Origin of the sequence: Salmonella sp. SAL04202 (assembly GCF_046550775.1) — a bacterium.
In the GTDB taxonomy this organism is placed as follows: Bacteria; Pseudomonadota; Gammaproteobacteria; order Enterobacterales; family Enterobacteriaceae; genus Salmonella; species Salmonella enterica.
In genome coordinates this window covers 297,997-324,300 of record NZ_JBGDXK010000001.1, presented here as the reverse complement: position 1 = coordinate 324,300, position 26,304 = coordinate 297,997, and the positions used below count along the sequence as shown (strand labels likewise).

At 51.2% G+C, this 26,304-nt stretch carries 25 protein-coding genes and 2 pseudogenes; 19 read left to right on the top strand and 8 right to left on the bottom strand.

The annotated features are described in order from the left end of the window. Positions 1-13: 13 nt before the first annotated feature. The 3 genes from entD (at position 14) to ACLJQJ_RS01595 (ending at position 2,163) form a co-directional block, all read left to right on the top strand. The gene (gene entD / locus ACLJQJ_RS01605) at positions 14-718 is read left to right on the top strand and encodes an enterobactin synthase subunit EntD (protein ID WP_063808848.1); all 705 of its coding nucleotides are present in this window, start codon (positions 14-16) and stop codon (positions 716-718) included. An 11-nt stretch (positions 719-729) separates the two neighbouring features. Then, positions 730-1,848 carry a YbdK family carboxylate-amine ligase gene (locus ACLJQJ_RS01600; RefSeq protein ID WP_001196910.1) on the top strand — a complete coding sequence of 373 codons (1,119 nt, stop codon included), beginning with the start codon at positions 730-732 and terminating at the stop codon, positions 1,846-1,848. A gap of 66 nt (positions 1,849-1,914) precedes the next feature. Next, entirely contained in the window at positions 1,915-2,163 is a 249-nt protein-coding gene (locus tag ACLJQJ_RS01595) for a DUF1158 family protein (RefSeq protein ID WP_000682497.1), read from the top strand. 5 nt (positions 2,164-2,168) lie between these two features. Here ACLJQJ_RS01595 and ACLJQJ_RS01590 read toward each other — a convergent pair whose 3' ends face one another. Next, positions 2,169-2,510 carry a RamA family antibiotic efflux transcriptional regulator gene (locus ACLJQJ_RS01590; RefSeq protein WP_000155633.1) on the bottom strand — a complete coding sequence of 114 codons (342 nt, stop codon included), beginning with the start codon at positions 2,508-2,510 and terminating at the stop codon, positions 2,169-2,171. 288 nt (positions 2,511-2,798) lie between these two features. On the opposite strand from ACLJQJ_RS01590, the gene ACLJQJ_RS01585 reads away from it, so the two are divergent. From ACLJQJ_RS01585 to ACLJQJ_RS01545, 9 genes are all read left to right on the top strand, one after another. Beyond that, the gene (locus ACLJQJ_RS01585) at positions 2,799-3,380 is read left to right on the top strand and encodes a TetR/AcrR family transcriptional regulator (protein ID WP_000113609.1); all 582 of its coding nucleotides are present in this window, start codon (positions 2,799-2,801) and stop codon (positions 3,378-3,380) included. Continuing rightward, complete coding sequence (locus ACLJQJ_RS01580) at positions 3,380-3,748, top strand: MmcQ/YjbR family DNA-binding protein (protein ID WP_000348989.1); 369 nt, start codon at positions 3,380-3,382, stop codon at positions 3,746-3,748. The genes ACLJQJ_RS01585 and ACLJQJ_RS01580 overlap by 1 nt, the downstream gene beginning before the upstream one ends. Positions 3,749-3,844: 96 nt before the next feature. Next, positions 3,845-4,498: an oxygen-insensitive NAD(P)H nitroreductase gene (nfsB, locus tag ACLJQJ_RS01575; protein WP_000355879.1), complete on the top strand. Its 654-nt coding sequence runs from the start codon at positions 3,845-3,847 to the stop codon at positions 4,496-4,498. Between the two features lie 199 nt (positions 4,499-4,697). Then, a complete protein-coding gene (locus ACLJQJ_RS01570; protein WP_001216659.1) occupies positions 4,698-5,147 on the top strand; it encodes a PTS sugar transporter subunit IIA in 450 nt (149 codons plus the stop codon). Beyond that, a complete protein-coding gene (locus ACLJQJ_RS01565) occupies positions 5,125-5,595 on the top strand; it encodes a PTS sugar transporter subunit IIB (RefSeq protein WP_000594175.1) in 471 nt (156 codons plus the stop codon). The genes ACLJQJ_RS01570 and ACLJQJ_RS01565 overlap by 23 nt, the downstream gene beginning before the upstream one ends. 14 nt (positions 5,596-5,609) lie before the next feature. After that, on the top strand, positions 5,610-6,353 hold the full coding sequence (locus tag ACLJQJ_RS01560; RefSeq protein WP_000927523.1) for a PTS mannose/fructose/sorbose/N-acetylgalactosamine transporter subunit IIC: 744 nt from the start codon (positions 5,610-5,612) through the stop codon (positions 6,351-6,353). Positions 6,354-6,355: 2 nt separating this feature from the next. Further along, positions 6,356-7,210 (top strand): PTS system mannose/fructose/sorbose family transporter subunit IID, encoded by an 855-nt coding sequence (locus tag ACLJQJ_RS01555; protein WP_000005802.1) that lies wholly within the window; start codon positions 6,356-6,358, stop codon positions 7,208-7,210. A gap of 32 nt (positions 7,211-7,242) precedes the next feature. Next, a complete protein-coding gene (locus ACLJQJ_RS01550) occupies positions 7,243-8,286 on the top strand; it encodes a glutamine--fructose-6-phosphate aminotransferase (protein ID WP_077942343.1) in 1,044 nt (347 codons plus the stop codon). A 66-nt stretch (positions 8,287-8,352) separates the two neighbouring features. Then, positions 8,353-9,339 (top strand): SIS domain-containing protein, encoded by a 987-nt coding sequence (locus ACLJQJ_RS01545; protein ID WP_050068248.1) that lies wholly within the window; start codon positions 8,353-8,355, stop codon positions 9,337-9,339. 127 nt (positions 9,340-9,466) lie between these two features. Here the strand turns inward: ACLJQJ_RS01545 and ACLJQJ_RS01540 are convergent, their stop codons facing one another. Together ACLJQJ_RS01540 and ACLJQJ_RS01535 are read right to left on the bottom strand one after the other, a co-directional pair. Next, positions 9,467-12,196 (bottom strand): sigma 54-interacting transcriptional regulator, encoded by a 2,730-nt coding sequence (locus ACLJQJ_RS01540; protein WP_001031467.1) that lies wholly within the window; start codon positions 12,194-12,196, stop codon positions 9,467-9,469. 166 nt (positions 12,197-12,362) lie between these two features. Next, a complete protein-coding gene (locus ACLJQJ_RS01535; protein WP_063808857.1) occupies positions 12,363-14,333 on the bottom strand; it encodes an autotransporter outer membrane beta-barrel domain-containing protein in 1,971 nt (656 codons plus the stop codon). Between the two features lie 310 nt (positions 14,334-14,643). Between ACLJQJ_RS01535 and ACLJQJ_RS01530 the strand changes: the two genes are divergently transcribed. Then, the gene (locus ACLJQJ_RS01530) at positions 14,644-15,891 is read left to right on the top strand and encodes a mechanosensitive ion channel family protein (RefSeq protein WP_001156971.1); all 1,248 of its coding nucleotides are present in this window, start codon (positions 14,644-14,646) and stop codon (positions 15,889-15,891) included. Between the two features lie 41 nt (positions 15,892-15,932). Here the strand turns inward: ACLJQJ_RS01530 and pheP are convergent, their stop codons facing one another. Further along, the gene (gene pheP, locus ACLJQJ_RS01525; RefSeq protein WP_000786288.1) at positions 15,933-17,327 is read right to left on the bottom strand and encodes a phenylalanine transporter; all 1,395 of its coding nucleotides are present in this window, start codon (positions 17,325-17,327) and stop codon (positions 15,933-15,935) included. Between the two features lie 325 nt (positions 17,328-17,652). Between pheP and ACLJQJ_RS01520 the strand changes: the two genes are divergently transcribed. Continuing rightward, positions 17,653-18,828, top strand: coding sequence for a DnaJ family molecular chaperone (locus ACLJQJ_RS01520; RefSeq protein WP_001033457.1), 1,176 nt, complete (start codon positions 17,653-17,655; stop codon positions 18,826-18,828). 78 nt (positions 18,829-18,906) lie between these two features. Here the strand turns inward: ACLJQJ_RS01520 and rclC are convergent, their stop codons facing one another. The 3 genes from rclC to rclA all read right to left on the bottom strand — a co-directional run bounded on the left by rclC (position 18,907) and on the right by rclA (position 21,198). Continuing rightward, positions 18,907-19,467 (bottom strand): reactive chlorine resistance membrane protein RclC, encoded by a 561-nt coding sequence (gene rclC, locus ACLJQJ_RS01515; RefSeq protein WP_000362177.1) that lies wholly within the window; start codon positions 19,465-19,467, stop codon positions 18,907-18,909. Between the two features lie 12 nt (positions 19,468-19,479). Beyond that, positions 19,480-19,716, bottom strand: a complete 237-nt coding sequence (gene rclB / locus ACLJQJ_RS01510) for a reactive chlorine resistance periplasmic protein RclB (protein WP_000913122.1) — start codon at positions 19,714-19,716, stop codon at positions 19,480-19,482. A gap of 156 nt (positions 19,717-19,872) precedes the next feature. Beyond that, positions 19,873-21,198 (bottom strand): reactive chlorine resistance oxidoreductase RclA, encoded by a 1,326-nt coding sequence (rclA, locus tag ACLJQJ_RS01505; RefSeq protein ID WP_001654985.1) that lies wholly within the window; start codon positions 21,196-21,198, stop codon positions 19,873-19,875. A 215-nt stretch (positions 21,199-21,413) separates the two neighbouring features. Between rclA and rclR the strand changes: the two genes are divergently transcribed. After that, entirely contained in the window at positions 21,414-22,268 is an 855-nt protein-coding gene (rclR, locus tag ACLJQJ_RS01500) for a reactive chlorine-specific transcriptional regulator RclR (protein WP_000339618.1), read from the top strand. A 50-nt stretch (positions 22,269-22,318) separates the two neighbouring features. Here the strand turns inward: rclR and ACLJQJ_RS01495 are convergent. Beyond that, positions 22,319-22,432, bottom strand: a pseudogene (locus tag ACLJQJ_RS01495) (hypothetical protein); the annotation flags it as partial. Here ACLJQJ_RS01495 and ACLJQJ_RS01490 point away from each other — a divergent pair. The 4 genes and pseudogenes from ACLJQJ_RS01490 to ACLJQJ_RS01475 form a co-directional block, all read left to right on the top strand. Continuing rightward, positions 22,426-22,604, top strand: a pseudogene (locus ACLJQJ_RS01490) (ATP-binding protein); the annotation flags it as partial. The pseudogenes ACLJQJ_RS01495 and ACLJQJ_RS01490 overlap by 7 nt on opposite strands. An 868-nt stretch (positions 22,605-23,472) precedes the next feature. Then, complete coding sequence (locus tag ACLJQJ_RS01485; RefSeq protein WP_000915529.1) at positions 23,473-23,835, top strand: GtrA family protein; 363 nt, start codon at positions 23,473-23,475, stop codon at positions 23,833-23,835. Further along, the gene (locus tag ACLJQJ_RS01480) at positions 23,832-24,752 is read left to right on the top strand and encodes a glycosyltransferase family 2 protein (protein WP_063808858.1); all 921 of its coding nucleotides are present in this window, start codon (positions 23,832-23,834) and stop codon (positions 24,750-24,752) included. The genes ACLJQJ_RS01485 and ACLJQJ_RS01480 overlap by 4 nt, the downstream gene beginning before the upstream one ends. A gap of 15 nt (positions 24,753-24,767) precedes the next feature. Beyond that, entirely contained in the window at positions 24,768-26,255 is a 1,488-nt protein-coding gene (locus tag ACLJQJ_RS01475; RefSeq protein ID WP_063808859.1) for a hypothetical protein, read from the top strand. The last annotated feature ends 49 nt before the right edge of the window (positions 26,256-26,304 follow it).

The following is a 26,304-nucleotide window of genomic DNA, read 5'->3' as shown; positions in this document are numbered from 1 at the left end:
ATTGGCAAAAACGATGCTGACATCTCATTTTCCCCTTCCCTTTGCCGGACACAGGCTGCATATCGTCGACTTTGATGCGAGCAGCTTTCACGAACACGACCTGTTATGGCTGCCTCATCACGATCGGCTCCGGTCTGTCGGACGCAAGCGTAAAGCTGAACATCTGGCAGGCCGCATCGCCGCCGTTCATGCGCTACGCGAGGTGGGCGTCAGGACAGTGCCCGGTATTGGCGGCAAGCGACAGCCGCTATGGCCGGACGGCCTATTTGGCAGCATCAGCCACTGTGCGACAACGGCGCTGGCCGTCATATCCCGACAGCGTATCGGCATTGATATAGAAAAAATCATGAGTCAGCACACGGCGACAGAGCTGGCGCCGTCCATTATTGATAGCGATGAGCGCCAAATTCTCCAGGCGAGCTCGCTCCCTTTTCCGCTTGCCCTGACGCTGGCTTTCTCCGCCAAAGAGAGCGTTTATAAAGCCTTTTCAGACCGCGTCACGCTCCCGGGATTCGATAGCGCAAAAGTTACCTCGCTTACCGCCACGCACATCTCGTTACATCTGCTGCCAGCCTTTGCCGCCACGATGGCTGAACGTACCGTCCGTACAGAATGGTTTCAACGTGGCAATAGCGTTATTACTCTTGTTTCTGCAATAACGCGCTTTCCCCACGACAGGAGCGCTCCCGCTTCTATACTTAGCGCAATCCCCCGATAAATGAGATCGCTATGGCGCTGAATGATTTTCACGTTTCTGAACCTTATACGCTTGGTATTGAGCTGGAGATGCAGGTGATCAATCCACCTGGCTACGATTTAAGCCAGGACTCTTCTACGCTGATCGACGCCGTTAAGCCCCAACTTACTGCGGGAGAAATTAAGCACGATATTACCGAAAGTATGCTGGAGATGGCCACGGGCGTCTGCCGCGATATTGACCAGGCGGCGGCCCAACTTTCTGCCATGCAGCACGTTATTTTACAGGCGGCGTCGGAACACCATCTCGGCATTTGCGGCGGCGGTACGCACCCTTTTCAAAAATGGCAGCGTCAGGAGGTCTGTGATAATGAGCGCTATCAACGCACGCTGGAAAATTTCGGCTACTTAATTCAACAGGCGACGGTTTTCGGTCAGCATGTCCACGTCGGCTGCGCGAACGGCGACGATGCGATTTATCTTTTACACGGGCTGTCGCATTTTGTGCCGCACTTTATTGCGCTCTCCGCCGCGTCTCCCTATATGCAAGGATCTGACACCCGTTTTGCCTGCGCGCGCCTGAATATTTTTTCCGCTTTTCCCGATAACGGTCCCATGCCGTGGGTCAGTAACTGGCAAGAGTTTGCCGGACTATTTCGCCGTCTGTCTTACACCACGATGATCGACAGCATCAAAGATTTGCACTGGGATATCCGCCCCAGCCCGGCCTTTGGCACGGTAGAAGTTCGGGTGATGGATACGCCGCTCACCCTTGATCATGCCATCAATATGGCAGGGTTGATTCAGGCGACCGCGCACTGGCTGCTGACCGAGCGTCCCTTTAAACCGCAGGAACAAGACTATCTGTTATATAAATTCAACCGTTTTCAGGCTTGCCGCTATGGTCTGGAGGGCGTGCTAACCGATGTCTATACCGGCGACCGCCGTCGCCTGGCAGATGATACGCTGCGTCTGCTGGACAACGTTACCCCCTCTGCGCGTAAGCTGGGCGCCGACAGCGCCATTGACGCGCTACGTCTGCAGGTGAAAAAAGGCGGTAACGAAGCGCAATATATGCGGGAGTTTATTGCCGACGGCGGATCGCTGATAGGTCTGGTACAAAAACATTGTGAAATCTGGGCGGGACAATAGACAGCATATTTGCCTTACCAGGCGATATCCCGGACAATGGCATTTTAACTTACGTTTAACAAAGCCATGAAACACCCGCTTGAATCATTGATGACCGCTGCCGGTATTTTGCTGATGGCGTTGCTCTCCAGCCTGCTGCTGCCCGCCCCTTCGCTCGGCCTTGCGCTGGCGCAAAAACTGGTCGGGATCTTTCATCTTATGGATCTCAACCAGCTTTATACTTTGTTGTTTTGTTTATGGTTTCTTTTGCTCGGCGCGCTGGAATATTATGTTATTCGCTTTATCTGGCGGCGCTGGTTTTCGCTGGCCGATTAAACATTTCAATGCGTACGGCCATGCTTTTCTTTACGATAAGCGCCTGGCGGCAGGTTGAACGTGCGGGTAAAAATGCGCGTAAAGGTTTGCTGCGAATCAAAACCATACTTGAGACAAATATCATACACCTTCTGGTCGGTGTCGCGCAGGTCGCGCGCCGCCAGTTTTAGCTTCCGTTCACGCACGTAGCGCCCCAGACTCTCCCCTTTGTACTGCATAAAAAGGCGCTGCAGGTGCCACTTGGAATACCCCGCATGACGGGCAATATCATCAATACGTAACGGCTGATTCAAATTATCATCAATCCACTCGACAATCGTGTCGATAACCTGAGCGGAAATGGTCATCGTGCTCTCCCCTCTATCAAACTCGTCAGCGGCTCCCGCACCGCACATTTACGGCAACAGCAATAAGCATAGTAATAACCACATAAATTGTGAGACGGCTTATCGCATGGCCTGCAATATGCTTTTCTACCACTTCATGCGGCAGCCCTTGATTATGAGTGAGTAAGCACTCATTATAAAAAGCAAAGATACGCCGTCAAGGTACTTTTCAAAGGTTGACATTCACCGTTGCGACGCGACAACGGGCATGATTCAATCATGTTTTTCCAGACATAAGGGTAACGTGTAGTGGCTCGTCCGAAGAGTGAAGACAAAAAACAAGCATTACTGGAAGCGGCAACCCAGGCGATAGCGCAATCCGGTATCGCCGCCTCAACGGCGGTGATTGCGCGTAACGCAGGTGTTGCAGAAGGAACATTGTTTCGCTATTTCGCGACCAAAGATGAGCTGATTAACACGTTGTATTTGCATTTAAAGCAGGATCTCTGCCAGTCAATGATAATGGAGCTGGATCGATCCATTACCGATGCCAAAATGATGACTCGTTTTATCTGGAACAGTTACATCAGTTGGGGTCTGAACCATCCCGCGCGCCATCGGGCGATCCGTCAATTGGCCGTCAGCGAAAAGCTCACCAAAGAGACGGAACAACGGGCCGACGATATGTTCCCCGAATTGCGCGATTTATGTCATCGTTCCGTTTTGATGGTATTTATGTCGGATGAGTACCGCGCCTTCGGCGACGGCCTTTTTCTGGCGCTGGCTGAAACAACAATGGATTTCGCCGCGCGCGATCCCGCTCGCGCTGGCGAATATATTGCGCTGGGATTCGAAGCCATGTGGCGCGCGCTGACTCGCGAGGAGCAATAATGGACGGTCAAACACTGCACGCCTGTGCAAAACGCTTTGCGCTGGAACTGCCTTTTACCGAACACTGCTGGCCTTTCGGCCCACAGTACGATGTGTTTAAAGTCGGCGGCAAAATATTCATGCTGTTCACTGAACATCACTGTCGCCCAGTAGTGAACCTGAAGTCGGATCCCCAAAAATCCCTGGTAAATCAACAAATTTACCCCAGCATTGCGCCTGGCTATCACATGAATAAGAAACACTGGATTTCAGTCTATGCGGGCGAGGATATCACCGTCTCGCTACTCAACGATTTGATAAATGACTCATGGAATCTGGTTGTAGACGGGCTGCCTAAAAGAGAGCAACTGCGCCTGCGACCGCGCTGATGCAATAACCGTTTCCGCATTTTCCTCCCTTATCTTTTTACCGATAACCCGGTACCCTGCTGATACAAAAGGGTACTAAACCAACCAGGAGCATTTATGGATATCGTTTCTGTCGCCTTACAGCGCTACTCCACTAAGGCGTTCGATCCCAGCAAAAAACTGACCGCCGAAGAAGCGGATAAAATAAAAACACTACTACAGTACAGCCCCTCCAGCACCAATTCCCAGCCGTGGCACTTTATTGTCGCCAGTACGGAAGAAGGCAAAGCGCGCGTAGCAAAATCCGCTGCCGGAAACTACACGTTCAACGAACGCAAAATGCTGGACGCCTCCCATGTGGTGGTCTTCTGCGCCAAAACCGCAATGGATGACGCATGGCTTGAGCGCGTCGTCGATCAGGAAGATGCTGATGGCCGTTTCGCTACGCCGGAAGCTAAAGCGGCAAATGATAAAGGTCGCCGCTTTTTCGCCGATATGCACCGCGTCTCGCTGAAAGATGACCACCAGTGGATGGCGAAGCAGGTTTATCTGAACGTCGGCAACTTTCTGCTGGGCGTCGCCGCGATGGGTCTCGACGCCGTCCCCATTGAAGGTTTCGACGCCGAGGTGCTCGACGCTGAATTTGGTCTGAAAGAAAAAGGCTATACCAGTCTGGTCGTGGTGCCGGTCGGCCATCATAGCGTCGAGGATTTCAACGCCGGGCTGCCGAAATCACGTCTGCCGCTTGAAACCACACTGACGGAAGTCTAATCCCCTGCCTAAGCCGGACGCCCGTCCGGCTTTTTTCACCTTTCTGCCAGGTTCCCCAATGATCAATGGCGCGAAGTGCCAGGTTTTACATCGCTAGTGTTAACTTTCTCTTTCAAGCCATTGAAAATAAATAACATTTAAAACTGGCACGCCGTTTGCCATATCTGGATACCCCCTATCTGGATGAAGGAGAAAACGGGTGAGACATGTTTATGTAGCCAGCCATGGCCCTTTTGCCCGCGGACTTATTAACAGTCTATCGCTGCTGATTGGCGACGAACACGGCGTGACACCGGTTTGCGCCTACGATGGCGATATTGTCACCACGGAGCAGCTTGAACAAACCCTCGAAAATCTGATCGCGCAAGCCAACGGCGAAGAAGTGGTGGTGTTTACCGATCTGCTCGGCGGCAGCATCAACAATAGCGCCGCGAAAGTGCTGATGCGTCACCGTCACGTTTTTGTGGTGGCTGGCGTCAACATGACCCTGCTGCTGGAGTTTTTACTCTGTGAAGAAGAAAGCACAGACGCGGCCATTACCTACGCCACCAATGCGGCGCGTGAATCCATTGTCTTTATCAACACGCTAATAACACAACCATCCGCTGACCTACAGGGAGAATCCCATGATCAAATTAGTGCGCATTGATTACCGCCTGCTGCACGGCCAGGTGGTCTTCGCCTGGACCCGGGCGCTGGATATCGACCATATCATCGTCGCTAACGCCAACGCCGCCGGCGACGCGTTTGTCTCTATGTCATTAAGTCTGGCAAAACCCGCTGGCGTGTCGCTGGACATTATCACGGTGGAACAGGCGGCGGAAAAACTCGCCAGCGGCAAGCTGGATCACAAAAAAGTGATGGTGGTGTTGGGAAATACCGCCGAAACCCTCGCCTTCGCCGAGAAAGTGCCAGGGATTAGCGTTATCAACTACGGCGGTATCGCGCAAAAAGAGGGCGCGCAGCAGTTCGGCAAAGCCATATACCTGACCGAGCAGGAGATTGCCGATAGCCAGGCGCTAAAAGCCAAAGGTATCCGTCTGGAAATGCGCCAGGTTCCGGCCCATTCCGCCGAATTGCTTAACGATAAACTCTGAACCTGGAGGTCACTATGTTGCTCACCGCAACGCTGCTCGGCCTGATTGCCGCACTGGGCATTCTTGACGGGCGTTTACTCGGCGTGTCGATGATTGACCGTCCGCTGGTGATGTGCGCCCTCACCGGTCTGGTCTGCGGCAATTTACACGAAGGCATTCTGATCGGCGCGACGCTGGAACTGATCTTTTTAGGTAATGTCGCTATCGGCGCCGCGGTACCGCCTGATGTCGTCACCGGTTCGGTACTGGCGACCGCGTTTTCAATTATGTCCGGGCGCGGGCCCGAAGCGGCGCTGACCATCGCGATTCCTATCTCTATGCTGGCGCAGACCCTCGGCGTCCTGGTGCGCGTGGTTAACGCCCGCTTTGGCCACATGGCCGATCGTTATGCGGCGCAGGGTAATACCCGGATGGTTGCCGTTATGCACCTGGGAGGCCCAACGCTGCTCTATTTTCTAAGCGGTTTTCTGCCGGTCTTTTTCGCCATTTTGCTCGGTTCTGCCGCCGTCACCTGGTTCCTCGACGCCATTCCCGCCTTTATTACCAATGGCCTGGTTGTCGCCAGTAAGATTTTGCCGGCGCTGGGTTTCGCGTTGCTGATCAGCATGATGCTTAGCAGCAAATTAATGCCTTACCTTGGGCTGGGCTTTCTGATCGCCGCATATACCAAACTGGACATCATCGCCATCGCGCTGTTTGCCGTGGTGCTGGCTTTCATTATCAGCCAGTTTCTTAACACATCCCAACAGGAGGGCTAATCATGAGTGAAGTGACGCAGACCCTGATCGACGACGCACAGGCTCACTCGCAAAGCGAAAGCCGCATCACCGCCCGCGATTTACGCAGCGTTTTCTGGCGCTCCTTTACGTTGCAAGGATCGTGGAACTATGAACGCCAGCAGCATATGGGCTATGCCTTCGCTATGTCGCCAGCGCTAAAGCGTATCTACCAGGACCCCGCCGAACTGGGGCGCGCCTTACAGCGCCATCTGGTGCTGTTTAATACCACGCCGCATCTGTCAACGTTTGTCTTTGGCCTGTCGATTGCGATGGAGGAGGAAAATCAACGCAACCCGGACTTTAACGAAGAGTCGATCAATGCCGTTAAAACCAGCCTGATGGGGCCGCTGGCCGGGATCGGCGATTCCATCTTTTGGGGATCGCTGAAAGTTATTGCCGCCGGGATGGGGATCTACTTTGCCCAGCAGGGCAGCATTCTGGGGCCGATTCTCGCCCTACTGGTCTATAACATTCCGCACATCCTCTGCCGCTGGTACGCCCTCAAACTGGGCTACCGGGCGGGGACCACCTGGCTGATGCGCCTCTGGCAAAGCGGGCTGATGGACAGGGTGACTTATATCGCGTCAATCGTCGGGTTGATGGTCGTCGGCGCCATGACCGCCAGCATGATCGACATTACAACCCCGCTGAGCTTTACCGCCGGGCAGACTACCATGAAAGTGCAGGATTTTATTGACAAAATCCTCCCTTCCCTGCTGCCGCTGCTCTTCACGCTTGGCATGTACAAACTTATCCGTAAGGGCGTGAACATTAACTGGATCCTGTTAGGCACCGTCGCGTTTGGGCTTCTTGCCAGCGCGCTGGGCCTGCTTTGACGAGAGGTAACACTATGCAAGTAGAAGACTATATGAACGAGACGCCCCTTCGCCTGCTGGAGATGCTGACGCAGACGCGGGAAGATCTCTGGCGCGCGGCGCAGGCGCTAACGGAACGCAGCGTCACCCGCATTATTCTGACAGGCTCCGGCACGTCATACCACGGCGCGCTGACCGCTCGCGCGTTTATGCAGCGCTGGTGCGCGTTGCCGGTGGATGTCTGCTGGCCGTTTATGCTTGACGACGAGACGCTTGCCCGCAGCGGCAAGGCGCTGGTTGTCGGCATCTCCCAGGGCGGCGGCAGCCTCTCAACGCTGGCGGCGATGGAGCGCGCCCGCAATGTTGGTCATATCACCGCCTCAATGGCTGGCGTGGCGCCTGCGACTATCGACCGGGCGGCGGATTATATCCTTACCGTTCCCTGCGGCGAAGAAACCGCTGGCGCGAAAACAAAAGGCTATCACTGCACGGTTCTCAATTTGATGCTGCTGGCGCTCGCCGTCGCCGGGCAGCAACAGCGGCTGGACGGCGAACAGCGCCGGTCACTGCTGCTGCGGATGGAAAAGACCTTTAACCACCTGCCCGCGCTGGTTACCGCCTCGCAGGCGTGGGCGCAAACCAATGCGTTGGCGCTGCGCGATAGCGCAGATATTCGTCTGACCGGCCCGGCAACGCTGTTCGGTACGGTGCAGGAGGGTGCGCTCAAGATGCTGGAGACGTTGCGCTGCCCGGTGTCGGGCTACGAATTCGAGGAGTTTATTCACGGTATTTACAATGCCTTTAATGCGCAATCCGCACTCATTATGCTCGACCCGCAGCCTGACGCGCGTCAGGATCGGCTGGCGCAAATACTCGGTGAGTGGACGCCGTCTATTTACCGCATCGGCCCGCAGGTAGAAAATAATGGTCTGAATCTGAATTTCCCGTTTGTCAATGATGAGGACTTTGCCGTCTTTGAATATATCATTCCGCTACAAATGCTATGCGCGATATTACCCCCGCAAAAAGGCATTAATCCGGCGATACCCAAAGATCCGCAATTCCATCAAAAAATGAAAAGTAAGCAAGAAATTTAATTTTTATTAATGCTCGTTATTATCCGCGCTGTTGCGGAGGACGCGCTACACGCTAAGGAGATAAATATGTCTGTTGCTCATGAAAATGCCCGCCGTATTATTAGCGATATTTTAGGTAAACAAAACATTGAACGTGTCTGGTTTGTCGGCTGCGGCGGTTCATTAACCGGCTTCTGGCCAGGGAAATACTTTCTGGACTGTGAAGCGTCAAAACTGGCTGTCGGTTATATCACCAGTAATGAATTTGTCCACGCCACACCAAAAGCATTAGGAAAAAATAGCGTCGTTATTCTTGCCTCGCAGCAGGGCAATACGGCGGAAACCGTCGCAGCCGCCCGCGTGGCGCGTGAAAAAGGGGCGGCGACCATCGGTCTGGTTTACCAACCTGGCACGCCGTTGTGCGAATACAGCGACTACATCATTGAATATCAGTGGGCGCGTTATCCGGAAACGGTCGACCCTGCACAACAAAAAGCCGCATACAGCCTGTGGCTGGCGCTGGAAATTCTCGCCCAAACAGAGGGCTATGCGCAATATGATGAGTTAGTCAGCGCGTTTGGGCGCTTTAGCGACGTTGTTCACGGCGCCCAACGGCAGGTACAAGAAGATGCTCAGCGTTTCGCCGCCGAATGGAAGGATGAGAAGGTGGTCTATATGATGGGCAGCGGCCCCTCTTTCGGCGCCGCGCATCAAGAGTCTATCTGTATTCTGCTGGAAATGCAGTGGATCAACTCCGCCAGCATACATAGCGGAGAGTATTTCCACGGACCGTTCGAAATCACCGAGCCGGGCACGCCGTTTATATTGCTGCAAAGCAGTGGTCGCACTCGCCCGCTGGACGATCGTGCGATTCGCTTTATTGAACGCTATCAGGGAAAACTGCAGTTGATCGATGCGGATAAACTCGGCATTCAGGATCTGTCCACCGACGTTGGCGAATACTTCTGCGGTCTGTTGCACAACTGTGTGCTGGACGTTTATAACCTCGCTCTGGCGACAGCCCGTAATCACCCACTGACCACCCGCCGGTATATGTGGAAAGTTGAATATTAATAGTTATGCCGGATGGCGGCTTCGCTTTATCCAGCCTACAAAGCGATCTGTAGGCCTGATAAGCGTAGCGCCATCAGGCCTTTCTTCTGCGGGGCGCTAGCGCCCCTTTTTTCCTGAACTACCGCGGCTACCAGCGAAAATCCTCTATCCGTAATTCGAAAATATCGTGGATATAGCCAATTTCCGCTACCGGCAGCGCCACGTTATAAAGAATTTTCAATCGCTGAAACGAATGATTTACCATCGCGATAAATTCACCATGCCGCTCGTTAAATTCCGTCATGTTTTTATAGTGGGTAATTTCATTGCGCATGACCAGTCGCTCAATCATACAACTCAAATGAACATATAAACTAATAATCAAATTATTATTAAAGCTGAAGCCCAGCGTATTTTGCCATTCGGCAATAATCGTTTCGATATGCCCTATCGTCTTATTGGCATTGAGAATGGTCAGCGAATTAACCACATTATGCAACGAAAATTCGCGAACCATATTTTTATTAATTAACGCAATTTGTTTATCGTTAAGATAACCGCTTAATAACTGACTTAAATGCGCATACCCCTGCTCGCCAAGCAGCTCTTCAATCCCCACCCAGGGAACGCCCGCCAGCTGCGGGTCAATGGTGCCGACAACCGCAATCACTTCATACTGATTCAGCAACGAGGCCGCCATCCGGCTGTTTTTCAGACGGGTATATTCACAGGCGATAATATTAATATCAAAGTCGGTCAACTGACTTTTTTCCATCAAATTTTTAAATTTAAACGCCGTCCCGATGCCGGTAATACAGGTCACCAGCAGCGCGCGCGCTTTTTTCTGCGCGGGCCAGAAGACATCCCAGCGCGACTGATTTAACGGGACGATCTCTTCGGCGATCTGTTCGATGTTTTTTTGCAGCGCGATCTCGCTGGCCACGTTCAGCGCCAGACGCGTCGTAACGTTATCGACCACCACCAGCGGGCCATGAATTACGCTCAAAAGCGCATCGGCGATCTCTTTGGTGTATCCCATATCGATCAGCACCATGACGCCTGCGCGGGTATCCGTATGCTGGAGATAATCGACAATGGCCCGGCTGACATCGCTAAACGCGACCTCCATCGGCATATCCATCGCATGATAAATCTTTTCGCCAATCAGACGGTTCGCCACGCCTGCAATGCTGCTGGCGGTCGAATAACCATGCGCGATGATAAGCGCTTTTACCTTACCGCCGCTGGTGGCGTCAATGGCATTACTGACTATGGCCGCCACGACCAGTCTGTCGAGCGTGTCGATCAACAAATCATATTTATTATTTACCACGTCCAGCAGTTTTTGCGCCACACGCTGCGCCAGCCCCGGCGCCTCCTCCAGCCAGCGCAGCATCACATGGCGAACCGATGGCGACGCCTCCACCGGCGTTAACGGCAGGCTGGTAAGGTAACGTCCAGTGAGATAAGCGAATTCCGCATTCAGTTCGAGATCGTAATGTGCAGCGATCGCTTTCCCGACATCTTCGATAAAACGCAGCCGCTTGTCCTGACGAGCGCGAGGGCTCTCTTTATTCATTAAGGCATCGAGATATAACGTGAGGTTTTGATAGACCAGCTTGTCAAACGTCCGTGCGGAAATATTCTCCTGCGCCAGCTCTTCGCACAGGCCGCAAATGTTTTCCGTCAACCGTAAATATTCCTGATGCTGACCGGAAACTCGCGGAAAAACGCCACCTTCGCGATAAATCATGACGCGTTCCGCCGTCTGCGGAACGGTAAAGGGCACCTCCATCAGCAGACGATCCGGCAGTTGCCCGGCTTTTACTTCCAGTACCCCATCGTCACGCTGGCCGAAAGTCCAGGCGCTGGCGCAAATATTACGAATGAGATTTTCCAGGCCGCCGACATTCCCTTCCAGGGTCTCCTGCATCAGTTGGCTGATAATTTCACTATCCAGCGACAAATCGTGATGAAGACGCTGCGCCTCGCGACGAAAAAAATGGTGAATAAACGCCAGCCGCTCATATTGTCCGCGTTCGGCGATAGGCAGAATTTTGACAATGACCGGTATCCGGCGAATAAATGTCGCCAGAAAGTGCTTTTCCAGATCTTCGGTAGAGGCGAATATCAGACGTACCGTGGCGCTGCGTTCATCGCTGCTTTCGCCTAAGCGACGCCAGGTGCCGTTATCCATAAAATGGAACAGTTTTTCCTGCCCTTCCGGCGGTAGACGGTGCACTTCATCGATAAACAATACGCCGCCATTACTGGTCTCAATTAACCCGGATACCGCTCTGTCTGCGCCGGTAAAAGCACCTTTAGCATGACCAAATAATTTTGACGTCAGCAATTCCGGGTTATTAGCGTATTCGGCGCAGTTAAACACGGTAAAGGGCGCCTCCGGGGGCAAAATGCCCTGCTCGATGGCATACTGCCAAAGTTGACGCGCCAAAAAACTTTTTCCTGTCCCCGTCGGGCCGCGCAGCAGCAAAGGCAAGCCCGCGCCGGGATAACTGATCGCCGCCTTACACTGACGCAGGGACTCCTGCAAGCTGCCCTGTGCGCCAATGAGCAGCTCCAGACTGTCCTGCCGCTCCGCGCACAGCGCCTGAATGGACGCGTAATCCCCCTGCCGAACCGCCAACCGGTGGTGACGACGTAGCGCCTCGACGGGCAGGAACAGCACCGGGCGGCTATTCACTTTGACCACCCGCTGCTCACGATGCAAGTTATTAAGATGGTGACTAATAATGCTGCGTTTTTGCCTGAGACTGTCGGCAATCGCCATTGCGCTAAACCCGCTTAACGCGTCGGCTGTTAGTGAACATCCGGCCAGCCGTAGCTCCAACTGACGAAATATGGACTCTTTATTCATACCTGCGCCCCGCCAAAAACGTAAACTCCGCTTATACGATAATTTACAAACGACGTCACAGGCTTCACCCACATTTTTGAAAATACTTACTTTTTATAAAACTTACCGTTGCGCTTTCGGCTCATCGTGTCACGAACGAACGGAGTTGGCCCTCCCTGGCGTGTCATCAAAATCGGGCGCTAAACCCAACGTTATAACGGGTTTGATTGCCATCGCTTAACCCTGCCGTTTGCGACAGCCCGGCGAAAGCGGACACCGTTGCCGACAGCGGAAAATCTGCGCCAATCGCGATATCAACCCAGTTTTTATCCTGCGCTTTTCCGTCGCGGCTAAACGTCAGAGCGGTCGATTTAAGGCCGCCGTTCGCCACATACGTATCATCGCCAAACTGACGGCGATAATTAATCTGCGCCCAGGAGTGAATGATGCTGTGGCGGAGATCCAGACGCCAGCCAGCGCCACCCACCTGCGAATGGGCGTTTTGGTCGCCAAAACGCATTGATGTACTGGTATTGAGCTTCTCGCTATAGCCATTAACGTGGCTGTAATCCCATGCATATTGCAGCATCGGTCCGGTCGTTAACCACGGCATCATGACAAAATCATAACCACTGGTTAACCTCGCGCCCCACAGCCGACCGTTGGTTTCGCCCTCTTCCACCCGTCTTAGCGCACCGAGCGTGATACTGCGCTGAATGTTACTGAATTTAGCGGACAGGTAGTGTAAATCGCTATCCAGCCACGCCTGACCGGCGCGTAAATGGCTGAATACGGCGGCCTGAAAACCGCGGGCATCATAACGATAATTATCGTCAGGATGTTGCTTATCCAGAGAACCGGCTATCAGCCCTCCCAGCAGTACCTGCTCGTTAAGCTGATAATCGACGCCAACCGTCAGATTATTATGATTACCGCTCCCGTCGGCCTCATTATTATCATAACGTTGATATCCCCCGCTGTATCCACCGAACATGCCCAGTGAACCAACAGGATTTTCCCCCTGGCGAAGCTGCTGATAACGGCTGTCAAGCGTGGTACGACTACCTTGCGCCATCGACTGAACGCTTTGGTTCAGATATGTCGCCTGTACCGGCGCGGCAATGATCGACTGGATATATTGCGCAATAATGGTATGGACCTGCGGACCGGGATGTAAATGATCGGCAAACAGATAGTCCTGCGACGCATTAAATCCAGGCATTGCCGAGGAGCACGCCGAAGCGGATACGCCCGGCGGGCAGGCCATACCTACGGTATTTGTCAGACCAAACGCCTGCGGGTGGGCAAGAATTTCCTTAAAGAGGCCGTTGATATCGGCACGGGCTATATTGCCGCCGTGTTGCTCCAGCCCCTTCTCTTCCATCTGATTATAATAATCGGTCAGAGCTGACGCCTGCCCTGCCGCCTTTTCATAGCCCGCCAGCAGTTGCTCAACGAGCAGTTGCTGAATAAACGGATTGCTGCTTACCGTTGCAGCCGCCGCCAGCAACGCCTTGCGGATCGCCTGTTGCCGACTGGCGAAATCGGGCGTAGCGCCCTCCGCCAGCGCCTCTAACGCCGCTTTTAGCGCCGGGGGCGCCGCTGCGCCCAGCCCGGCGGTGATTACCGCCTCCAGAAGCATTGGCGTCGCACTAATATCCGGTACGTTTGGCACCACGACCAGCCCGGCGCCGGCATCCAGTAACAGCCCTACCTGCGCCGCCGCGCTAGTGGCGCTATTACCGGCTATTTGCTGTGCCATGGCAGGTCGCGCGATGGCCGCCGCCAGATCGTTTCCGCCGACCCAGTGAATATACAAACCGTTGTGGTCGGCTTTTCCCCCCGTTTTGGCAAGCCACTGCCGTACCTGATCGGCGGTATTATCCTGCGGGTTTAATTCCGGGGTCGCCGTCGCGCCGCCGGCGGCATAATTAGAGCCGCCATTGCTGGAAGGGCTTAATTCCAGCCCATATCGTTCGGCCAACTGTTCGTCGTAGAGCTTATTTTGACCACTATCCCAGGTCCAGCGACCGTTATTCCCGGTATCGCTAAGGCTATCGCCAATTACCGTAAGAGAATCAAACGCACAGGCAGATAATGGCGCGGCCAGCGCCAGCGAGAGTATGCCGTATTTTAGCAGGGTACGCTTTTGGGTCATCCGATGTTCCTTAATGTTATTGTTGATAGGTACGACGGTGCTAATCATTATCCGACAGAGATATTGCAATCGTTTTAAACATTCTGGTTAAAAAGTTTTCATTCATTGTTGACGGACTGGCGCCTGTTCAAAAAGAGGGAACCGCGTAAAATAACGACGTTTATAGGGCGCTGGATAAAATATAGCGTATGGATAACCCCAGAGGCGCTTTTACCCGTCTGTTGCTGATTATGCCTGAAGCGCAGGCGTCCTGATTTGCATAAATGCCATTCAGCAGTCATCATAGGCTGCTGTTTATAAAGGAGAGATTATGCAGGAATTGATATCCCAGGTAGAAGATTTAGCGGGAATTGAAATGAATCACACCACGTCGCTGGTGGTGATATTTGGTATTATTTTTCTGACAGCAGTTGTCGTGCATATTATTTTGCACTGGATAGTACTGCGCGCTTTCGAAAAACGCGCCAGCGCCAGTTCCCGCCTGTGGCTGCAAATTATTACCCAGAATAAATTATTCCATCGTCTGGCTTTTACGCTGCAAGGCATCATTGTCAATATTCAGGCCGCGCTCTGGCTACAAAAAGGCAGTGAGGCTGCGGATATCCTGACGACCTGCGCGCAGTTATGGATTATGACCTACGCCCTGCTGTCGTTATTTTCTCTGTTGGACGTGATTTTCAATCTATCGCAAAAATGGCCCGCCGCCTCTCAGTTGCCGCTAAAAGGAATATTTCAGGGCATTAAGCTCATCGGCGCAATTATCGTCGGCATTCTGATGATCTCACTGCTGATTGGCCAGTCACCAGCAATTTTAATCAGCGGGCTGGGCGCGATGGCCGCGGTATTAATGCTGGTCTTTAAAGACCCGATTCTTGGCCTGGTTGCCGGTATACAGCTTTCCGCCAACGATATGCTCAAACTGGGCGACTGGCTGGAAATGCCAAAATATGGCGCAGATGGCGCGGTCATTGATATTGGCTTAACCACGGTAAAAGTACGAAACTGGGATAATACCATCACCACCATTCCCACCTGGTCGCTGGTTTCCGACTCGTTCAAAAACTGGAGCGGCATGTCTGCGTCCGGCGGACGCCGGATTAAACGCAGCATTAATATTGACGCGACCAGTATCCATTTTCTGGATGATGATGAAAAACAGCGGCTGTTAACCGCGCAACTGTTAAAGCCGTACCTTACCAGCCGTCATCAGGAAATCGATGAATGGAATAAACAACTGGATGCGCCGGAATCAGCCTTAAATCACCGCCGAATGACCAATATCGGGACATTTCGCGCCTATCTGAACGAATATTTACGCCACCATCCGCGCATCCGTAAAGACATGACGCTGATGGTACGCCAACTGGCGCCTGACGATCATGGTTTGCCGATAGAGATCTACGCCTTTACCAATACCGTCGTGTGGCTGGAATATGAGAGCATTCAGGCCGATATTTTCGACCATATATTTGCGGTGGTGGAAGAGTTCGGCTTGCGTATTCATCAGACGCCGACCGGCAGCGATATTCGCGCGCTGTCAGGGACATTGCGCCATTAATGGATTGCCCGATCGCATGAGCATGGGATCGGGCAAAAAAGTTAATGAGCCTTACGGCGCAAAACGGTAAACGCGATAAACAGGAATACAATCCATACCGGCAGCAAAATCGCCGACAATCGCATATCGTCCATCGTACACATTAACACCAGAATCAGCGCCAGAAACGCAATGCACAAATAGTTTCCGGCGGGATAGAACAGCGCCTTAAATTGCGTCTCGCGCCCTTTACGACGCATCGCCGCGCGAAAACGTAAATGCGCGAGACAGATCATTATCCAGTTTAGCAATAGCGTCGCGACAACCAGCGCCATCAACAGGCTAAACGCTTTTTGCGGCAACAGATAGTTGATCAGCACCACCAGCGAGGTAATCGCTCCGGAAAGTATCAGCGAGTTCACCGGTACGCCGCGATGGCTGACGCGGGTTAAAAATTTCGGCGCGTTGCCTTGTACGGACAGGCCGAACAGCATTCGGCTATTCGAATAAACGCCGCTGTTATACACCGAAAGCGACGCGACCAGGATAACGAAATTCAGCGCCGAAGCCACCACATTACTGTCCAGGTTATGGAAGATCATCACAAAAGGGCTGCTATTGGATTTCACCTCTACCCACGGATAGAGCGCCAGCAACACCACCAGCGAACCAATGTAGAACAGCAAAATACGGTATACCACCTGATTCACCGCTTTCGGGATGCTTTTTTGCGGATCGCGCGCTTCCGCCGCAGTAATGCCGATCAGCTCCAGTCCGCCAAAAGAAAACATAATCACCGCCAGCGACAGAAGCAAACCATGCCAACCGGTAGCGAAGAAACCGTTATAACGCCAGAGGTTATCAATGCTGGCATGTTCGCCGCCGTGGCCGGAGAACAGCAGCCACAGACCAAAACCTATCATGCCGATAATCGCCAGCACTTTAATCAGCGCGAACCAGAATTCCGTTTCGCCATACAGACGAACGTTCACCAGATTCACGGCATTAATGATAATAAAAAACGCCGCCGCCCATACCCAAGTTGGTACGTCAGGCAGCCAGTACTGCATATAGATGCCCGCCGCGGTCAGCTCCGCCATCCCGACCAGCACAAACATGACCCAATAGTTCCAGCCCGACAAAAAGCCCGCAAACGGCCCCCAATATTTCCAGGCGAAGTGGGCAAACGATCCGGAAACCGGCTCTTCCACGACCATTTCACCCAACTGGCGCATAATGAGAAAAGCAATAATCCCGGCAACGCCATAGCCCAACAAAACAGCCGGCCCCGCCATTTGAATCGCCGGGCCGATGCCCAGAAACAGTCCGGTGCCAATGGCGCCGCCCAGGGCGATTAGCTGAATATGGCGGTTTTGCAACCCCCGTTGAAGCGTCGGTTCATTCTTCGACGCGGCATCCGACACGCTGGCGCCGGATGCAGTTGACGCGTTTTTCACGTCCTACCCCTGTATCGTTTTTATTGAGGGGCACCTTTTAACATTTCGCTCTCGCTGCCGCAAGGCGCAATCGTTTGTCAAGGCTCAACTCCGGACGTTAACGTTATCGTGTAAAAAAAGATGTCGCGGGCAGTAAAAAGAAAAGAGTGCGCGCCGATATAGAACGTTACGGGTGACAGACGCCGAGTATAAAATATGTGAATAACTCTGGACGAAAAGTACGACACCCTACAGAATACATTTAGTATTTTTTCAGTATTTTCAAAAAGGTGAATCAGACCTGGTATCTGTTATCCGTTTTTGAGCCACGCCAGGCATCAACGTCATGAATAAGATCATCAAACGTTTAGAGATCATCAAAAGCGCCATCGAACTTGAGGACGAAGAGATTATCCGTCAGCAGCTCATCTACCTGAAAAATGAGCCGCAGGATGCCGTAATCAGCGCGATTGCCCAGGCGATTGAAGCTCGTCGATTCAGTGACGCCATGCAAGAGATCGCCGCCTGGCTACAGGCTCAACGGGCGCTCTCGACGTGGCAAGATCCCTCTATTGCCGCCAGTAAACTGGAGCTGAAAGCGCTTGAAGCCCAACTTCGCGATCTGATTGACAAACGAAATGCGCGGGTACAAATCCTCGACGATTTCAACGACCTCTATCATCTGCGCCTCGGGCCGTTGATGAGCCGTATTCTGGAGTTGCGTAAACAGCTCGCGGTGAGTATGCAGCGTAAGCAAGAAGCCGAAATAAAACGCCGGGAAAAGGATTATCAATCCTGCCTGCAATTTATTTCCCAGGCCGTGGATCAACTGGCAACGCTAAAACAGCAGTGGACAGGATTGAATGCCGCCTCGCGCGAAGCGGTGGGCATCCGTCAGCGAATCCAGCAGCAGACGGAATTAATTACCGCGTTGCTGGCGGAAATTCGCGAGCTGGAAGCGGATTTTTCCCATCAGGACGACAGCGCATTCCGCCAGGCGCAGGAAAATGCGGAACAGGACTATCACCAGTACCGGGAGCAGCAGCAGGAAGCGCAATTCCGCTACGCCCGCGATCAACGTTTGTCGGCTGACGAACGCAGTGAATTAAAACGTTTGTGGCGTCAGGCCAGCCGCCTGTGTCACCCGGATGTGGTCGCCGATGAATTGAAAGAAAAAGCGCACCAGATGATGGTACAGCTTAATCAGGCGCGGCAGAATGCCGATCTGGCGGCAATTCGCGCGTTATTGACGCAGCTGCAAAGCGGCCTGGAACCGATGATGGCAAGCGACAGGCTCAATAACCTGGAACATCTGCGCCATAAAATACGCCAGCTCCGCACGCAAATCGACGCGCTGTTGAAAGAGATAACGCAACTGGAAACGGAAAATGCCTGGCGGCTCGCCTCTTCCGTTGCGGATAAGGAAGCCTATTTCTCCGAGCAGGAACGGGCGCTAACCGAAATTCGCAATACGCTGGAGGCGCAAGTTCAACAGGTGGAACAGGAACTTCTGTCAGGGTAGTCCATCATTCATCAACACATTGTCGGATGGCGCAAGCGCCACCCGACGAATCGCGGCATAAAGAGGGTAAGAGGGTCGCTACTGTCGCTGTAAAAGTAACGAACGGGCGGAATCCGCCATGATCATCACCGCACCTGCCAGCATTAACGTATCTTTTAATACCAGCCGCCCGGCGCCCGATAAATACGGAAAACCATAATGCGCATCGCCCAGCGGCATAACCCAGGCCTCCGGCGTAGTGATTAAAAACGACAGCGTGACAAATGGCGTCAGGAATGCCAGCACGCCGCCTGCCAGCCCTAACCAGCGGCTGACAGGGTTAGCCAGTACCAGCGCCGCGATAATCAATTCCACCACGCCCAGACCATCCGAAAACGCATACGTATTATTGGCGGTTTGCCAGGCGCGTTCCTCCGGTTTTAGTTCGCCCTCATGAGTCAGATGCTGACGATATTCTTCAGGATGTTCATAGAAAAAAGACATAAACGGGCTGTTCGCCACAAACGGGGTAATACTGTCTGCCTCATAGGGCACAAATTTTAGTAGTCCAATCCAGATAAAAACGATGGCGATACTCAGGCGAATTAATGTTAACCCCAGCCGATCCCCCTGACTTAACAGGCGAAGATATTTATCCATCTCAGACTCTCCTTATTTATATAATATCGCAGTGGCGTAACCCGTATTATCAATACGCATTGACGTAATTTTCCATGACGACGCCTGTTTACTTTGCGCCAGTCTGGCAATAGCGTCTTCAAGCATTGACGGCGTTGCTGACACCGCAGAAACGCTGATATATTCAACGTCGGTTAGCGGCTGGGCGGAAGCGGAAAACGCCAGCGGCGCAGCCAATAATGAAGCAATAAGTGTGGTAATTTTTAACATCGAGATTTCCAGTCGTGGGTTATTTCAATGGTGTTATAATACGTTATGCCTGACTAAAGCCTTTTCTTTCAGACGCCAGCATATTTGTTCTGGCGTATTTTTATAGCCTGACAGGCAAAAAAAAGCCCTGATTAACAGGGCTACGTTATTTATGTTTTACTTAATGAGAGAGAAGAGATCGTTTAAAGACTCACTCATTGTAGGATGGGTAAATATCTGGTCGCGTAACACCGTATAAGGTAAATCTGCATCCATAACGGTTTTAACGATATTAATCATTTCATGAGAATCAACGCATAACAATGACACCCCTACAATACGCTGCGTATTCACGTCCACTACCGCTTTTAGTACGCCACGGGTATCGTTCATAACACGGGCGCGAGGGATCGCCGCCACCGGTAATGTCACCACCTGCACCGTTGCGCCGCTTGCCCGCGCTTGTTCTTCCGTCAGCCCGACACGAGAGAGCGGCGGCGTCATAAAGACGGAATACGGGACGTTCTGGCGATCGCGGGTACTGCGTTTGCCATCTCCCAATAACCCGTCGCGTACAATACGAAAATCATCCAGTGAAATATAGGTAAACTGCAACCCACCGGTAACATCGCCCATCGCCCAGATATTGTCCGCCGTGGTACGCAGGTAATCATCCACGATGATCCCGCCGCGTTCGTTCACCGCCACGCCGGCGTTCTGCAACTGTAAGCCAGCCGTCGCCGGTTTTCGCCCCGACGCCACCAGCAGGGCATCCACAAGATGCGCGCCTTCCGGCGTTTCTACTTGTACCGCGCCCTCCCTTGAGGATACGGCCTGTACGTTGGCGTTTAAAATCAGCTCGACGCCCTTTTCCTGTAAAATGCGGGTAATTGCCTGCGCGATATCCCGATCTTCACGAGGCAGGAATTGCGGCGCTGCTTCAAAGATAGTGACCTTCGTACCGAAGTTGGCGAACATTGAGGCAAATTCAAGGCCAATATAACCGCCGCCTAAAATCCCCAGCCGCGCCGGACGCTGGCTCAGGCTGAGTAGCCCGGTGCTATCGAACACCCCTGCCGTCGTTGTTAAGCCCGTAATAGCCGGGATCACCGACTCTGCGCCAGTATTAATGAAGATCTTTTCTCCCCGTAACACCCGCTCGCCGTCCGCCTGAAATACCCGTAAGGTATGGTTATCAATAAACTCCGCCCTTCCCTCAATCACATCGACATTGTCCAGGTCGGCAAGATTATGAAAATTTTTGTCGCGTAAAAAATTTACGACCGCCGCTTTGCGTTGCATGGCGACAGAAAAATCGCCCTCACGTTCCGCGTCATGCACCAGCGTTTTCGTTGGAATACAGCCAATGTTGATGCAGGTTCCGCCGAACATACTGGCGGACTGTTCGATAATCGCCACGCGCCATCCCGTCTTCGCCAGAGTTGCCGCCAACGTTTTTCCTGCCTTGCCAAAACCAATAATGAGCGCCTGATACTGTGTCATCTTCTTTCTCCGCCAAATCACCATCTGTTTGTCAGGACAAGTATAAATAACGTCAAAAAAGACAGGGTTATCCGCAACGCGTCATTTTTTGTCTTATCGTCTAAATTGGCGGTTAGCAAAAACAAGAGTAGAAATGACATCAAGTCCGAAATATAGTGACAATAGACAGAAATGGTTATCCCTATTTTTGAAAAAGAATCTGTTCTGGAGTCTATATGGATGCGCTTAGTCGGCTATTGACGCTTAACGCCCCTCAGGGCTCAATCGACAAGAATTGCCCGTTAGGCGGCGACTGGCAGTTGCCGCACGCCGCTGGCGAGCTATCGGTGATTCGCTGGCATACCGTTACGCAGGGCGAAGCGCAACTGGAAATGCCTACCGGCGACGCCATGACGCTTACGCCGGGAAAGGTAGTGATTCTGCCGCAAAACTCCGCCCACCGTTTGCGCCAGTCTGGCGAAGCACCGACACATATCGTGTGCGGTAGTCTACGTCTGCACACAACGTCACGTTATTTCCTTACCGCGTTGCCGGAAGTGTTATGTCTTGCCCCGCCGCCGCATAGCCCCGCCAGTATCTGGATTAACGCCGCCATTTTGCTGTTACAGCAGGAGTCAGAACGCCATTTACCTGGCGCTGATGTCTTATACAGTCAGCAGTGCGCCACGCTGTTTACCCTCGCCGTTCGCGACTGGCTATCGCAGGCTGGCACGGCGAAAAGCGTGCTCAATTTATTGCTGCATCCCCGGCTGGGCCGCGTGATCCTTCACATGCTGGAAACACCGGCGCATCCCTGGACGGTCGAAACGCTGGCGCAACGGGTACACATGTCGCGGGCGAGCTTCGCCCAGCTATTTCGCGACGTGTCCGCTACAACGCCCTTAGCCGTGTTAACAACGCTGCGCCTGCAAATCGCCGCCCAGACCCTGTCGCGTGAAGCGCTGCCGGTGATGGTGATTGCCGAGTCGGTAGGTTATGCGAGCGAATCTTCTTTTCACAAAGCTTTTGTCCGTGAATTCGGTTGTACACCAGGCGAGTACCGCAAACGGGTCAACGCGCTCGGACGATAAGCGTACGCTGAACCCGCCTACAGTTTGACGCCGCAGGCGGGGTGCACACGTTATGCCGCAAGGCGACGATGCCTGCGCAGCCACATCAGCTTGTAGACTGCCGGAATGATGAACAGCGACAGCAACGGCGCGGTAATACGGCTCATCACCTCAGAACCCGCGCCTTTTCGATCGTTTTTATCGGGTTGATCCCTCCCGCCAGCGTAAAGGGGAAGGCAGCGGTATAGGCCTGGCAATTGTAAAATCCATCGTCATTGCGCATCAGGGAAAAGTTTCTGTCACCTCGATACGCGCGCTCCTCGTTTTATTTTGACATTACCCAAACACCTCCGTTGAACTGTAGCGATAGTGAAAGGCGCTATCACTAGCCAGCAAAATAATCTGATATAATCGTCATTATCCCGTCACGCGCCAGACCCAACGACTGTTTTATTATTTCTCTTATTAACCCACACCGGAGAAATAAGTTGAATAAGTTTACATCCCTTTTAGCTGTCGTTTTTTTATTTCAGCTGGCGTAAAAGTCGCAGAGAAAATGGAATCCCGCCAATTATCCGCCACCGCGCATGAGATGATGAATAACGGTGACGCCTTCGCGCATCAGCAAATGGCTCAGACACAGAAAACCAGCGCCCCGACTACTGTGGAAATGCGACACCCTTTTCTGAAATGGACGACTATGAAAAAGCAATGGTCATCCATCAATCGATGAATAATGCCCATTCTTTCGCCCACGAGATCCAGGCTGAGGAGCACCATAAACAGATTAAACGCAATTAGTTATTTGCATATTAGCGTCATGTACTGCGGATGGCGCAACGTCGCCGCCGCAGAAGCTTACGGATTAACGTAATTTTGAGAGGTTAAATGGCGCGCCCTGCAGGATTCGAACCTGCGACCCACGGCTTAGATGTTCCTGGAACTACTTGAGCTAACAACAAGTTATCCCATTACTACGACACTCACACTCGCCCCATCTTCGAAAAACATGCAAAGCCTTGCAAGCCGATGCAAAGCTTTGTGTGTGCTGTTTTTGTCCCAAATAACTTAGCAATCAGCAACACCAATTGATCGGTAATAACGATCAATCAACAAGCAAATAATAATTTTAAGCTATCAAAAATTGCATTATTGATCGTTTATATCGATCAAAACAATTTGTAGTGCTACACTCCAGACCTTTCCGAATCCGCTGATTTTCATAATGTTGAAGTTATTCGCTAAGTACACATCGATCGGTGTTCTTAACACGCTCATTCATTGGGGCGTATTTGCTTTTTGTGTGTATGGGATGCATACGCATCAGGCGCTGGCGAACTTTTCCGGTTTTGTTGTCGCTGTATCGTTCAGCTTCTATGCCAATGCGCGCTTCACCTTTAACGCCAGCACCACCACGCTTCGCTACATGATGTACGTGGGATTTATGGGAACACTGAGCGCCGTTGTTGGCTGGACGGCTGACAAATGCTCCTTGCCACCACTCCTTACTCTTATCACCTTTTCAGCTATCAGCCTGATATGCGGATTCATTTATTCAAAGTTCATTGTCTTTAGGGATGCGAAATGAAAATCTCGTTAGTCGTTCCGGTCTTCAATGAAGAAACCACGATACCTATTTTCTATAAAACGGTTCGCGAGTTTGAAGAGCTAAAACCGTATGAAGTTGAGATTGTTTTCATCAACGACGGAAGCAAAGATGCGACTGAATCAATAATTAACAAAATAGCTGCATCTGATCCGCTCGTTATTCCGCTTTCGTTTACGCGAAACTTCGGTAAAGAACCTGCTCTTTTCGCGGGTCTCGACCATGCAACCGGGGATGCGGTCATTCCTATTGATGTCGATTTACAGGATCCGATAGAAGTTATCCCCCATCTCATTGAGAAGTGGCAGGCTGGCGCAGATATGGTGCTGGCTAAGCGCTCAGACCGCTCAACTGACGGGCGCATGAAGCGTAAGACAGCTGAATGGTTTTATAAGCTGCATAACAGAATAAGCAGCCCGCAGATTGAGGAAAACGTAGGAGACTTCCGCCTGATGTCTCGTGAGGTTGTAGAGAACATCAAGCTCATGCCTGAGCGCAACCTGTTTATGAAAGGGGTTTTATCATGGGTTGGGGGTCGCACTGAAGTTGTTAAATATGCACGTGCTGAACGAATTGCCGGGGTGTCAAAGTTTAATGGATGGAAATTGTGGAATTTGGCTATAGAGGGGATCACAAGTTTCTCTACGTTCCCGCTACGTATGTGGACTTATATCGGATTAACCGTTGCTGGAATGGCGTTCCTTTACGGAGCATGGATGATATTTGAAACATTGGCATTCGGTAACCCTGTCCGTGGTTATCCATCAATTCTGGTTTCAATTCTTTTCCTGGGAGGAGTTCAGTTGATTGGAATTGGGGTGCTTGGAGAGTATATAGGTAGAATATATATAGAAACAAAATGCCGCCCAAAGTACTTAGTAAAAAAACAACCAAAATAAATAACGGAATATTTTATGATTTCCTTCAATAAATCTAAAATTTTAACATGTGGTTTATTTGCAATTATATCTGCAATTTCACTTTACTTTTTTTTAGTTTCACATCCAACAGTGATCATATCAGGAGATGATTGGGGAAACCTGACATCTACTAGAGCATTATATCCTCAATGGGGGATCGCTAACCCAATTAAGGTAATGCCAGAGCTAGGCTACCCTTTATTTGCAAAGTTATCCACTGCGCTTATAATGCCGCTTGGTTTTGGATTTCTTGAATCATTTTCAATCATAACAGCCATTTTCATCACTATACTTTTGTCTTTGTTCTTACATCAACTATTCCAGCTATTTAATGTTAATCTCTCAGCTGGATTTTTACGATCATCTATTTTTGTTGTTTTTTTCTACGCTTCAATTTTTTTCATTTTCTTGAAAGAGGGCAATCATGAGAACTTATACATGCTATGGGAGGTAAACATAACATGTTTTTATCATTATATAGCACCTGCTTTAATTAACTCTGCGCTATCAATATTTGTAATAAGAAATTATAGAAATTTCGATGTTAACATCTTAAAGAGAAATGGTGTTTGGTATTCTTCGTCGATATTTTTTGCTTCATATATTGCAGTGTTTTCCAGCATGTTCGCTAATATTATATTAGCGATAACTTGCGGAGTGACACTACTGTTCTCGCTCATTAATAATAAACTATCAATAACGCAGACAATAAAGGAAAGCACCTTACAAATATTCACACTAACCGCTTGGGTTGTTGCTGTGATTTATGAGGCCAACGGTGGAAGGGCTGCCAGCCTTGGTTCTGGCTCACTTGATATATATGGCACATTAAGCGTATTAAATTACCTAATAGAACAAGTCCAACCAGCTTTTAAATATTCAGCAACCGCACTCGTTTCAATTGGAATAATATCATCATTGTATTCATTAATAAAAAATAAAAATAGAGACCAAAGTATTGTTTTCTTTATTGTGTTTATTTCAGGAGTGCTGTCATTAATAGCGCTTGTTCTTTTGTGCGCCAGAGCAGGAAGTTATTATGCTGCTCGACCTGTTGTGATGTGGGGGGGATTCCTGTATGTAAGCATGGCGTCTTTCATCACAATTGACATTCTGGCCAAGGACAGAACAAAACTGATAAATGCATTGCTGGCTTTTTGTACAATTATTTTAGTCTATAAAGGGCTGACTTCTAACTCTACTCTTAAGCAGTCAATAAATCTTAACTTAAGCTATAGCCAAGCTAAAGCGGTAAGCCAGAATATAATAGATCAGGTTATATCAACCGACAGGAATAATGGCACAAACATGATTCTTTATGTCCCTAAAGGTGATGATCACGATAACTGGCCATTCCCTATTTATGAAGGACCATTCATAGGGAAGGCATTAAAGAATTATGGCATAATACAAAATGATATATATATTGAGGTTAAGCCTGATATTTATTTGAACCAGAAGATGTCTGTCCCGATTAGTTAACATAATTAGCGGCAGGGGCGCCCTGCCGAAATCTACAAGGCTTTATGGG